General features: G+C 64.4%; 9 protein-coding genes. 5 read left to right on the top strand and 4 right to left on the bottom strand.

Translation table 11 applies throughout. The features are described from left to right. Nucleotides 1-57: 57 nt before the first annotated feature. A complete protein-coding gene (locus LN450_RS09025) occupies nt 58-1,965 on the bottom strand; it encodes a DUF3857 domain-containing transglutaminase family protein (protein WP_033478956.1) in 1,908 nt (635 codons plus the stop codon). 171 nt (nt 1,966-2,136) lie between these two features. After that, complete coding sequence (locus LN450_RS09030; protein ID WP_011347304.1) at nt 2,137-4,494, bottom strand: DNA translocase FtsK; 2,358 nt, start codon at nt 4,492-4,494, stop codon at nt 2,137-2,139. A gap of 283 nt (nt 4,495-4,777) precedes the next feature. Between LN450_RS09030 and trxB the strand changes: the two genes are divergently transcribed. The 5 genes from trxB to infA all read left to right on the top strand — a co-directional run bounded on the left by trxB (nt 4,778) and on the right by infA (nt 9,419). Further along, nucleotides 4,778-5,746, top strand: coding sequence for a thioredoxin-disulfide reductase (gene trxB / locus LN450_RS09035; protein WP_011347303.1), 969 nt, complete (start codon nt 4,778-4,780; stop codon nt 5,744-5,746). A 57-nt stretch (nt 5,747-5,803) separates the two neighbouring features. Continuing rightward, nucleotides 5,804-6,925, top strand: a complete 1,122-nt coding sequence (locus LN450_RS09040; RefSeq protein WP_011347302.1) for a GNAT family N-acetyltransferase — start codon at nt 5,804-5,806, stop codon at nt 6,923-6,925. Between the two features lie 268 nt (nt 6,926-7,193). Then, a complete protein-coding gene (locus tag LN450_RS09045; protein WP_011347301.1) occupies nt 7,194-8,237 on the top strand; it encodes an NAD-dependent epimerase/dehydratase family protein in 1,044 nt (347 codons plus the stop codon). A 130-nt stretch (nt 8,238-8,367) separates the two neighbouring features. After that, nucleotides 8,368-9,120: a leucyl/phenylalanyl-tRNA--protein transferase gene (gene aat, locus LN450_RS09050; RefSeq protein WP_011347300.1), complete on the top strand. Its 753-nt coding sequence runs from the start codon at nt 8,368-8,370 to the stop codon at nt 9,118-9,120. A gap of 80 nt (nt 9,121-9,200) precedes the next feature. Next, complete coding sequence (infA, locus tag LN450_RS09055; protein ID WP_002813418.1) at nt 9,201-9,419, top strand: translation initiation factor IF-1; 219 nt, start codon at nt 9,201-9,203, stop codon at nt 9,417-9,419. 274 nt (nt 9,420-9,693) lie between these two features. Here the strand turns inward: infA and clpA are convergent, their stop codons facing one another. Then, nucleotides 9,694-11,976 (bottom strand): ATP-dependent Clp protease ATP-binding subunit ClpA, encoded by a 2,283-nt coding sequence (gene clpA, locus LN450_RS09060; protein WP_008575777.1) that lies wholly within the window; start codon nt 11,974-11,976, stop codon nt 9,694-9,696. 142 nt (nt 11,977-12,118) lie between these two features. Continuing rightward, nucleotides 12,119-12,445: an ATP-dependent Clp protease adapter ClpS gene (gene clpS / locus LN450_RS09065; RefSeq protein WP_039417147.1), complete on the bottom strand. Its 327-nt coding sequence runs from the start codon at nt 12,443-12,445 to the stop codon at nt 12,119-12,121. Nucleotides 12,446-12,492 lie beyond the last annotated feature (47 nt).

Genomic DNA, 12,492 nt, shown 5'->3' on the forward strand with positions numbered 1-12,492 from the left:
TGGGCGAGCGCTATCGCACGGCATGTTCAGATGGCGGCGTGTGCGCGGCAATTCGCCTCATCGTGCCGTCTGCACCCTGGACAGATCGCCATAGACGATCTGCCCGCGAAACCCGCGCCGCACCTGTTGGTAGAGCTCGCGAAACGCACGGTAATCCTGCGGCTGGCACAACGCCTGTGGCCCGCGCACGGCGGCACGCTGCAGGCGATGCACGGCGGTGACCGTCTGCCCCTGCCGTGTCCACTCAACCACGTATTCGCCGGCGGCATTGCGAAAGGTGCTGCTGCGCGGAATGGCGATGATCGGCACCGTCTCGGGAAAGCTCACCACGTAGGTTTCTTCGCGCACGCTGTCGTTGCAGTAAAACGGGGTCAGATTGTTTTCGGCCGAGGTGGTGGTGTAGATGGCGCGCGTTGACTCGGCACCTGGCATATCCGGCAAGGTCATGCCGCCGACCACCGAGAAATCCACCGCGTCCTTGGCCTGGAAGGTGTAGCGGTAGTTGAACGGTGCATCCAGATCCAGCGGGTCGCCCTGAATCAGCAGATCGCCGGTGCCGTCGAAACCGGACTGGGCAAGGATCGACTCTTCGATCCGGTTGCGATTCTGCGCATTGAGCTGCACGAACATCGCGCGCAAGCCCACTTCGCCGGTCTGCCCGCTGTCGAGCGTGGTGGTGCCCTGCAGATCGCCTTGCGGCGTGAACCGGTATTCGGTGCGGGCGACATAGCGATTGACCTTGCGGTCGTTCGGCGGCGTCTGCGTGACCTTGCCATCGCGCGTATGCACCACCGGCGCGCCGAGATCGCCGGCCGGCAACTGGCCGAAGCGTGCGTAGGGGTTGGTCGAGTCCACGTACAGATCGAATGCGGGAATGTAGGTGATGGCGTGGTTGAAGCGGCCCAGCACCGGGATCTGCGGCAAGGTCGGGCCGCCCTCTGCCCCAATCAGCACCGGTGTGCTGGCAATCCCCTTGGCGGCAAGCAGGGCCTCCAGAATCACGGTGTGGTCTTTGCAATCGCCGTAATGGTTGGCCAGGATGCTCTCGGCGCTGTTGGGTTCCAGCCCACCATTGCCCAGATACACCGCCACATAGCGGATGTTGCGCGCCACCCATGCATACAGCGCGGCAGCCTGCGCGCGCGGGGAATCGATACCGCGGGTGACCTCATCGGCCAGCGCCTGGATCGCCGGCGTCACCGCCGCAGCGCGCCCGCCTTTGACGTGGTACGCCAGGCCCATCTGCGACCAGCTGTCGAAGGTGCTGGCCATCAAGGTGGGGCTGAACTCCCAGGTCGCAGCGCTCCAGTTCTGGTTTTTCATCGGCGCGGTGCGCTGGTAGCGCCACTCCCAGCGTGCCTGGTCGCCGCGCACCACCGGCTTGGTGCTGCCCTGCAGCCCGCGTGCAGAAAGATGCATCGGCAGCCCCTTCGGCGCGACCAACGTAATCACCGCATCGTCGTACTGCGCGAAGACGCTGAAGGTCTCCCACAGGCTGAAGTAACCGGGGAAATACGGCGTGTTCTGTGCCCGCCGCACGCGGTACACAATGCGCGCGCCCGGCGCCAGATTCGGGAACACCACCACTTTCACCTTGCGGTCGGCATACATCGCTGCCGAGGCGCTGGAATAGCTTTCCTGGGTATAGATCTTGTCGGCCGCCACGTCCTGGCGCAGCCCTTCGGCCGTGACGGTATACGCCTGCAGCACATCGAGCGTTTCCATCTTCTCGCTATAGCTCAGCCGGACCTGGCTGAACTGCTCCACGGCCGACTTGGTCTTGAGCAGGATCTCGTATTCGTCGGTTTCGACGCTGCTGGCGTCGGCGCGCACCTCGTAGTCGGCGCGGTAGCGCACGAAACTGTAATTGGTGTCGGCCTGCGTGCGTGTTGCAGCACTGGCAGTGGGCGCGGGCCGTTGCTGTGCCTGGGCAAGCAGCGGGAGACAGAGGAGCAGCACGAGCACTAACGAGGGACGATGCAACATGGGTCTCGATCACGGCGGGCCGGAGCGGCCCTCACCCACAGGGTAGCCGTTGTGCCAGGCAATGACAGGCACGGGCTTCCAACAATGCGGCATTGCTGCAGGCGCCCGATCGGAAGCTGCACATAAAACGCGCCACGACATCGCCGGCGCCTACTTCGGCGGCGGCGGTGCCAGCACGGTACGGTCGCCATTGTGCTCGGGCGGGCTGACGACGCCGGCCGCCTCCATCGCTTCGATCAGACGCGCGGCACGGTTGTAGCCGATCTTCAAACGCCGCTGCACGCCGGAAATCGACGCACGCCGGGTCTCGGTGACGATGCGCAAGGCTTCGTCGTACAAGGGATCCGATTCGTCGCCGCCACCGCCGCTGCTTTCCGGCAAGCCGGTGGCACCGACCACGGTGCCATCGCCCATGGTCTGCACTTCGTCCAGCACGCCTTCGACGTAGGACACCGGCCCGCTGGCCTTGAGATGCTCGACCACGCGATGCACTTCCTCGTCGCTGACGAAAGCCCCGTGCACGCGATCCGGCAGCGCGGTGCCGGGCGGCAGGTACAGCATGTCGCCGTTGCCCAGCAGCGCCTCGGCGCCGGACTGGTCCAGGATGGTGCGCGAGTCGATCTTGGAGCTGACCTGGAACGCCACGCGGGTGGGGATATTGGCCTTGATCAGGCCGGTGATCACGTCCACCGATGGCCGCTGCGTGGCCAGGATCAAGTGGATGCCGGCCGCACGCGCCTTCTGCGCCAGGCGCGCGATGAGCTCTTCGACCTTCTTGCCGACGATCATCATCATGTCGGCGAATTCGTCGATGAAGATGACGATGAACGGCAGCGTTTCCAGCGGCCGGGGCGCTTCGCCCAGTTCCGGGTTCGGCTTGAACAGCGGGTCCATCATCGGCTGGCCGGCGTCGATGGCGTCCTTGACCTTCTTGTTGAAGCCGGCCAGGTTGCGCACGCCCACCGCGCTCATCAGCTTGTAGCGGCGCTCCATCTCGGCCACGCACCAGCGCAGGCCGTTGGCGGCCTCCTTCATGTCGGTGACCACCGGCGCCAGCAGGTGCGGGATGCCCTGATAGACGCTCAACTCGAGCATCTTCGGGTCGATCATCAGCATCCGCAGTTCCTTGTGCGAGGCCTTGAACAGCAGGCTGAGCACCATCGCATTGACCGCCACCGACTTGCCCGAGCCGGTCGTACCGGCGACCAGCAAGTGCGGCATGCGCGCCAGGTCGGCCACGGTCGGGCGCCCGGCAATATCCTTGCCCAGGGCCAGCGTCAGCGGGCTGGCCGACTTGTCATACTCCTTGGAGCGCAGCAATTCGGAGAGGAAGATCATCTCCCGGCTGACATTGGGAATTTCCAGGCCGATCACCGACTTGCCCGGGATTACGTCCACCACGCGCACCGATTTCACCGACAACCCGCGCGCGATGTCCTTGTCCAGCGAGCTGATCTGGCTGACCTTGACGCCCGGCGCCGGCTCGATCTCGAAGCGGGTGATCACCGGGCCCGGATAGGCCCCGACCACCTGCGCCTCGATGCGGAAGTCCTTGAGCTTGAACTCGATCTGGCGCGACAGCGTTTCCAGCGTCTCTTCCGAATAGCCCTTGGTCTGCGGCTTGGGGTCGTCCAGCAGCGCCAGCGGCGGCAGGTCCGAGCCGTCGGTGCTGACGCCCTGGAACATCGGAATCTGGGTGTCGCGCTTGGCGCGCTCGCTCTTTTCAACCACCGGCGCCGGCGGCGGCTCGATCTTGACCGGCTCGCGCTTGGCCTGCTTGACCGCATCGACCTTGCGCACTTCCTCGCGTTCTTCGCGCATCACCCGGGTCTGCTGCCACTCGGTGGCCTGATGGGTCTTGCGCTGCATTAGCGGCCCCAGCGCCAGCACCCACTTGCCGATGCGCTCCATCACCGCAAACCACGACAAGCCGGTCGCCAGGGTGATCGACACCAGCAGCAGCACCAACACGAACAAGTTCGCGCCCAAGGAACCGAAGCCGGAACTGAGCGAGCCGGCGACCAACTTGCCCAGGATGCCGCCGGCCTCGGCCACCTCGCCCCGGAACAGGCGCAGGTGCAGGAAGCCGGTCGAGGAAATCAGGAACCCCACCATCCCAACCAGGCGCAGCGCCGGCCCCAGGTCGCTTTGGCTCTGCTCCTCGCGCTCGCCGATCAAGGCGATCCAGGCGACCGCTCCCAACAGCACCGGCAGCAGGAAGGCCACATACCCGAACAGCTGCAGCAGCACGTCGGCCGCCAGGGCGCCGAATCGGCCGCCCATGTTATGGATCGGCGCAACCAGATTGCCGGTGCGCGACCAACCCGGATCGGTCGCCGAGTAAGTGAACAGGCTGGCCAGCAGATACAGCAGCAACGGCGCCACCGCGATCAAGGCCAGATCGCGCCAGAGCTTCTGCCGCCGCGGATTGTCCGCCACCGCCGTCTTGCGCGACGACGGTTTGCCCTCTGCGGGCTTGCTGCTGCGTTCGGGAACCTGCTTTGCCACCTGTAGCCAGACCTTAGAAAAATGCTGTTAGTGTTTGATAATAAACGACTGAAGCCACGGTTTCAGCAGTTGCATGCGCCCTGGCCATCCAACCAAGCGCCGCTCAACGAAAAACGCCGCACAAGGCGGCGTCGAGCACGTGGTTGGAGCGGAGCATTCCATCTGCGGTTCAAGCAGTTCCATCGCGCCGCCTTGATTCACCGGGTGGGGACCGCCACTCTATGCCGCCACGGGGGCGCGAATTACTTCGCCTGCCCTACCAATTCCTAGATCGCGAGTATACATGAGCGCCTTTTCTGCCAGCCCCGCCAAGCACTCCCGCCTGTTGATCCTGGGCTCCGGCCCGGCCGGCTGGACCGCCGCGGTCTACGCCGCCCGCGCCAATCTCAAGCCGGTGGTCATCACCGGGCTGCAGCAAGGCGGCCAACTGATGACCACCACCGAGGTGGACAACTGGCCGGGCGACCCCCACGGCCTGATGGGTCCGGACCTGATGAGCCGCATGCAGGCGCATGCCGAGCGCTTCGAGACCGAGGTCATCTTCGACCATATCCACACGGCAGATCTGTCGCAGCGTCCGTTCCGGCTGATCGGCGACGGGGCCGAGTACACCTGCGACGCGCTCATCATCGCCACCGGCGCTACCGCCAAGTACCTGGGCATCCCCACCGAAGAAGCCTTCAAGGGGCGTGGCGTCTCCGCCTGCGCCACCTGCGACGGCTTCTTCTACAAGGACCAGGACGTGGTGGTGGTCGGCGGCGGCAACACCGCGGTCGAAGAGGCGCTGTACCTGTCCAACATTGCCCGCAAGGTCTACCTGGTGCATCGCCGCGATACGCTGCGCGCAGAGAAAATCATGCAGGACAAGCTGTTCGCCAAAGTGGCCGCCGGCAAGATCGAGACCGTCTGGCACCATGCCATCGACGAGGTACTGGGCAACGATGCCGGGGTTACCGGCGTCCGAGTGAAGTCCACCATCGACGGCAGCACCCGCGACATCGATGCGCATGGTTTCTTCGTGGCGATCGGCCATCACCCGAACACGCAGTTGTTCGATGGCCAGTTGGCAATGAACAACGGCTACCTGGAAATCCGCTCCGGCCTGAACGGCGCCGCGACCGAGACCTCGGTGGCCGGCGTGTTCGCCGCCGGCGACGTGGCCGACCAGCATTACCGCCAGGCCATCACCTCGGCCGGCTTCGGCTGCATGGCCGCGCTGGATGCCGAGCGTTATCTCGACAAGAGCGCCTGAGATGGCGCCTGATTGCCGGCCGCGCCACGCGGCCAGCATCGCCAAGGGGCTGCCCGCATGGGCATAACCGCACGCTGGTGTCGCCAGCTGGACGAGTTGCCGGCCGGCGCCTGGGATGCGCTGCACGATGGCACGCATCCCTTTATCAGCTACGCATTTCTGCAAGGCCTTGAACGTGAGGGTTGCCTGCGCCCGGATTGGGGATGGAACCCGCTGCACCTGACCTTGTGGGAGGGTGACACTCTGGTCGCCGCGGCTCCCGGCTACCTCAAGAACAACTCGCACGGCGAGTTCGTCTTCGACCATGCCTGGGCGCATGCGTACGCGCGCTATGGCCAGGACTACTTCCCCAAATGGCTGTGTGGGGTGCCCTACTCGCCCGTCACCGGCCCGCGCCTGCTCGGTGCGCCCACGTGGCGCGGCCACCTGCTGAAGGCGATGCGCGAGCTGGTGGAGCGCAGCGGACTGTCGTCGGCGCATGTGAACTTTTACCCCGCTGGTGAAGACGCCGCCTTCGATGCCGACTGGCTGGAACGCAACGACCTGCAGTACCACTGGCACAACGCCAGCGGCTGGGGCGACTTCGAGACGTTCCTGTCGGCGATGGATCACAAGCACCGCAAGAACATTCGCCAGGAACGCGCCAAGGTGCAGCGCGCCGGCGTGCAACTGCGCGTGGTGCACGGTGATGAGGCCAGCGATGCGGAGCTGGCCGCGATGTACGGCTTTTATCTCAAGACCTTCAACGAGTACGGCAACTCGCCCGCGCTGACGCCGCAGTTCCTGCAGCACCTGGCCACGGCCATGCCGCGCCAGCTGGTGATGTTCCTGGCCGACCTCGATGGGCAACCCATCGCCGGTGCACTCTGCCTGCGCGGGCAGCACACTTTGTACGGCCGCTACTGGGGCGGTGAAGCCCTGCCCGGCCTGCATTTCGAGACCTGCTACTACCAGGGCATCGAATATTGCCTGCGCGAAGGCCTGACCCGCTTCGAACCTGGCGCACAAGGCCAGCACAAGATCGCGCGCGGCTTTCTGCCGACGCTGGTGCGCAGCCGCCACTGGATTGCCGATCCGGGCTTTCGCGAGCCGCTGGCGGACTGGTGCGCGCAAGAGCGGGCCGAGGTCGAGCAGCACGCCGCCGCCCTGCTGCGCCATTCGCCGTTCCGCCAAGCGTGATCGCCCTGCGGCGGCTTCTCCACCCATCCCGGGTCGATACATCGCACCGCCGCCGCACAAATCCAGGCACCGCCTGACGTGGCAGGCCGACGTGGCAGGCCTCTGCGCCGTCGCGCGAGACCCGTTCATCAGTCCTCATCGTAGCCCTTGCGCAAGCCGCGCATTTGCCGTGCCTGGTACCCGATCATTCCGAACTTGCGGACGCTACCGCAGAATATGCTAGCGTTGACTATTGATTCGGGCATGTCGCCCGCACCGGAATCGGCCCATGAAGCAAACGGTGTTGGTCACCGGCGGTAGTGGCTATGTCGCCTGCCGGCTGGTGAAGCAGTTGCTGGAAGCGGGCGACACCGTGCACGCCACCGTGCGCAGCCTGCACGATTCGCCCAAGCTGCGGCCTTTACGGCAGCTGCAGGCGGACCACCCGGACCAATTGCGGTTGTTCGAAGCAGACCTGCTGGTACCCGGCTCCTTCGTCGGTGCGATGCAGGGCTGCTCTGTGGTGCATCACGTCGCCTCGCCGTTCCTGATGCCGGAAAAGATCAAGAACGGCCGCACCCAACTGCTGGAACCCGCGCTGCAAGGCGTCAGGAACGTGCTGACCACGGTGAACGCGACTTCCAGCGTCGAGCGGGTGGTGCTCACGTCCACCATCGGCGCGATCTTCGGCGACTACCGCGACGTGCTGGACATGCCCGGGCAAACGCTGTCAGAAGCCTTCTTCAACACCACCAGCAGCCTCGATCACAATCCCTACCACTACTCCAAGGTGGTCGCCGAGCAGGAGGCGTGGGCCATGTACCGTGCGCAGCAGCGCTGGGACCTGGTCTGCATCAATCCCGGCCTGGTGCTCGGTCCGTCCCCGGCCGCAGGCTCGGATTCGGGCAGCCTGTTCCTGCTCGACGAACTGATGCGCGGCCTGTTCTTCTATGGCGTGCCGGACCTGAGCTTTGCCACGGTGGACGTGCGTGAAGTTGCCAACGCACACATCGCCGCGGCCAAGCGGCCCAGCGCGCACGGCCGCTACATCGTCGCCTCGGCACAGATGATCTCGTTCCTGGAAATCGCGCGGTTCCTGCGCAAGGTCCACCGCCGCCCTTACCTGTTGCCGCGTCTGCAGATTCCCGGTTTGGCGTTGCGGCTACTCGGCCCCTTCTTCGGGCTGAGCCCCAAGTACATTCGCAATCATCTCGGCATCCGCTTCGGCCTGGACAACCGGCGCTCGCGCCAGGAATTGGGCGTGGACTACCGTCCGGTCGAGCAGACCTTGCACGAGCACTACGCCAGCTGGGACCGGCAGCGACGGGCTTGAGCCAGCTGGGTGCTCCGCAGGCGCACCTGTACCATCGCCGGAACCGAACCAGGCACCTGCCCATGCCCTTTGCCGCTCCATTTCCATGCCTGCGTGGCGCGCCGTGGCGATCCGGCCGGTGGCCGGCGTGATGACGCCCTTTCGTCGTCCCACCGTGTTGGGCACTTCCGCCTCGGCCCCATTCCCGCCTGCCGAGGCCGCCCTGACCGATCCCGACGGACTGCTTGCCGTTGGCGGAGATCTGTCGCCCCAGCGCCTGCTCAACGCGTACGCGCACGGCATTTTCCCGTGGTATTCGGAGGGCCAACCGATCCTGTGGTGGAGCCCGGATCCGCGCATGGTCTTTCGCACTGACGGCGTGCGCCTGTCCTCTCGCTTCAAGCGCCAGCTTCGCGCAAGCACCTGGACGGTTCGCGCCGATACCGCCTTCGAACAGGTGATCGACGCCTGTGCTGCGAGTCCGCGCCCTGGCCAGGACGGCACCTGGATCACCGCGGAAATGCAGCAGGCCTATATCGCCTTGCACCGTCTCGGCCACGCGCATTCGATCGAGGTGTTCGACGGCGCGCGCCTGGTTGGCGGGATCTACGGCGTCGCGATCGGCCGGATGTTTTTTGGCGAAAGCATGTTCAGCGGGGAAAGCGGCGGCTCCAAGGTGGCACTAGCCGCCTTGGCCGCCAATCTGCATGGCCGAGGGTGGCCACTGATCGATGCGCAGGTGGAAAATCCGCACCTGCTGAGCCTGGGCGCCGAACGCTTGCCGCGCGCTGACTTTTTGCACCAGGTGCAACGCCAGGTTGCCCTGACGGAACCGCCGGGTAGTTGGTCTGCGCGTTACGGCGAACACGCCGCCAGCGGGCTGTGTGAGACCCGCTTAACATAAAATTTGCACCGCGGGGAGATGGCGCGTAAAATGCCGTCCCTTACGGCCCTGCCGGGCCAGCCGTGACTGCACAGGATTACATGTCGAAAGACGACTCCATTGAATTCGAAGGCAGCGTCAGCGAGACGCTTCCCAACACCACGTTCCGGGTCAAGCTGGAGAACGGGCATGAAATCATCGCCCACATCTCCGGACGTATGCGCAAGAACTACATCCGCATCCTGACCGGCGACCGGGTCAAAGTTGAGATGACTCCCTACGACCTGACCAAGGGTCGTATTACCTACCGCATGAAGTAAGCGGTTTTGGTACCGAGACGCGAGGCGGCCATTGGCCGCTTTTTGTCGTGCCCGCAATTCGAGCGCGCAGTGCAAGGCAGTCACCGAAACGCACTGCCCTGCTCCGCACCGGCGGCTGGGCAAGACTTGCCGGCAGCGTAGAAACGCATCACCCAGCAGCCATCCCCGCCAAGCGTGCCATCGTCAGGGTGCGTGATCGCGATGCGCGCTGAAGACGTAAAAAAGCCGCTCTTTCGAGCGGCTTTTCCTTGACTGCCAAACAACCTTACAACGATCAATCCACCGTCGCGGGCAACAGGCGTTCGGGTTCCGGATGCGCCTCGACCACCAGTTCGCCATCCTTGACGTCGATGCTGACCCGGCCACCGTCCACCAGCTTGCCGAACAGCAGTTCGTCGGCGAGCGGGCGCTTGATCTTCTCCTGGATCACCCGCGACATCGGCCGCGCACCCATCAGCGGATCGAAGCCATGCTGGGCCAGCCAGTCGCGCGCGGTCGGGGTGGCCGACAGGGAGACGTGCTTTTCCTGCAACAGCATTTCCAGTTCGATGATGAACTTGTCCACCACCCGCAGGATGTGGTCGAACGCCAGGGGCTGGAACTGCACGATCGCATCCAGACGGTTGCGGAATTCGGGCGTGAAACCGCGACGGATCGACTCCATCGCATCGGTGGAATGATCCTGCTTGGTAAAACCGATCGACCGACGCGATGCCTGCGTGGCGCCGGCATTGGTCGTCATCACCAAAATCACGTTCTTGAAGTTGGCCTCGCGCCCGTTGGTGTCGGTCAGAATGCCGCGGTCCATGACCTGCAACAGGATGTTGAAGATGTCCGGATGCGCTTTCTCCACTTCGTCCAGCAGCAGCACGCAGTGCGGTGTCTTGACGATCTTTTCGGTCAACAAGCCGCCCTGATCGAAACCGACGTAGCCCGGGGGCGCGCCGATGAGACGGCTGATCGAGTGCGCTTCCATGTACTCGGACATGTCGAAACGCACCAGCTCGATCCCCAGCTGCAGCGCGAGCTGCTTGGTGACCTCGGTCTTGCCGACACCGGTAGGGCCGGCGAACAGGAAGTTGCCGATCGGCTTTTCCGGATTGGCCAGGCCCGAGCGCGCCAGCTTGATCGAACCGGCCAGCGTCTCGATCGCCGGGTTCTGCCCGAAGATCACCATCTTCAGGTTGCGCTCCAGGTGCTGCAGCACGTCCTTGTCGGTCGCGCTGACCTGCTTGGCCGGAATGCGCGCCATCTTGGCGACGATGGTCTCGATCTCTTCGATATCGATCAGTTCCTTGCGCTTGCCTTCCGGCAGCAGACGCTGACGCGCACCAGCCTCGTCGATCACGTCGATCGCCTTGTCCGGCAGCAAACGGTCGCCGATATGCTTCACCGACAGGTCGACGGCGGCCTGTAGCGCGTCATCGGCGTAGGTCACGCCGTGATGCGCCTCGTACTTGGGCTTGAGGCCCTGCAGGATTTCGAAGGTCTCGCCCACGGTCGGCTCGACGATATCGATCTTCTGGAACCGACGCGCCAGCGCACGGTCCTTCTCGAAAATGCCGCGATATTCCTGGAACGTGGTCGAGCCGATGCAGCGCAGCTCGCCCGACGACAGCGCCGGCTTGATCAGATTGGAGGCGTCCATGGTGCCCCCCGAAGCCGAGCCGGCACCGATGATCGTGTGGATTTCGTCGATGAACAGCACCGCGTTCGGCACCTTCTTCAACGCAGCCAGCACGCCCTTGAGACGCTTTTCGAAATCGCCGCGGTACTTGGTGCCGGCCACCAGGGCGCCCAGATCCAGCGAGTAGATCACCGCATCGGCGAGCACTTCCGGCACGTCGTTGTCGACGATACGCTTGGCCAAGCCCTCGGCGATCGCGGTCTTGCCGACGCCGGCCTCGCCCACGTACAGCGGGTTGTTCTTGCGCCGGCGGCACAGGACCTGGATGGTGCGCTCGATCTCGTCGCTACGGCCGACCAGCGGGTCGATCTTGCCGTTGCGTGCCTGATCGTTGAGATTGGTGGCGAACTCGGCCAGGGCGTCGCCCTTGGCTTCGCCCTCGCCGCCTTCGCTCTTGGACTCGCCATCCGGCGCGGACGGCTGCTCGCCGTCCTCGCCCAGCTTGGCGATGCCGTGCGAGAGATAATTGACGATATCGAGACGGGTGATGTCCTGTTGGTTCAGGAAGTACACCGCATGCGAGTCCTTCTCGCCGAAGATCGCGACCAGCACGTTGGCGCCGGTGACTTCCTTCTTGCCCGAGGATTGCACGTGGTAGACCGCGCGCTGCAACACCCGCTGGAATCCCAGGGTGGGCTGCGTGTCGCGCCCGTCGTCCTCGGCCAGGCGCGAGACCGAGGCCTCGATCGCCTGTTCCAGGTCATTGTGCAGGCGCACCTGGTCTGCCCCACAGGCCTTGAGCACGGCCTGGGCGGAAGGGTTGTCCAGCAGCGAGAGCAGCAGGTGCTCGACGGTCATGAACTCATGACGCGCCTCGCGTGCTCGCTTGTAGCACTGGCCGATGGTTTGCTCTAGGTCTTTGCTGAACATTGGTAACTCCGAACGGCTGTTGCCAACAATATGCGGCTTTTGTTGGGATTTTCCACAACCCTATCGGATAGGCATGTTCAGACAGCGTTAGCACGTGATCGCAGCCACACTGTTGCGCTGCTGGAATGACCTGCCGGGCGCCTCAGGCCTGTTCCATCGTGCACAGCAGCGGGTGCTGGTTCATGCGCGAAAACTCGTTGACCTGGGCCACTTTCGACTCCGCAACCTCTCGGCTGTAGACCCCGCACACGCCGCGTCCGCGGGTGTGGACGTGCAACATGATCTGGGTGGCCTGCTCCAGATTCAGGTTGAAAAACTGTTCCAGGACGGTCACCACGAAGTCCATCGGGGTGTAGTCGTCGTTCAGCAACAGCACCTGGTAGCGCGGCGGTGGCGCCACTTCGGGCTTGCTGGCTTCGACCATCAGGCCGTGGTCGTGTTCGTGTTCGTGTGAGGTATTCCGAGGCATCCGGCCATTATACGGTTCAACCTCGCACGCATTGGACGATTTACGCT

It is taken from the genome of Xanthomonas euvesicatoria pv. euvesicatoria (genome assembly GCF_020880415.1).
Taxonomy (GTDB): Bacteria; Pseudomonadota; Gammaproteobacteria; order Xanthomonadales; family Xanthomonadaceae; genus Xanthomonas; species Xanthomonas euvesicatoria.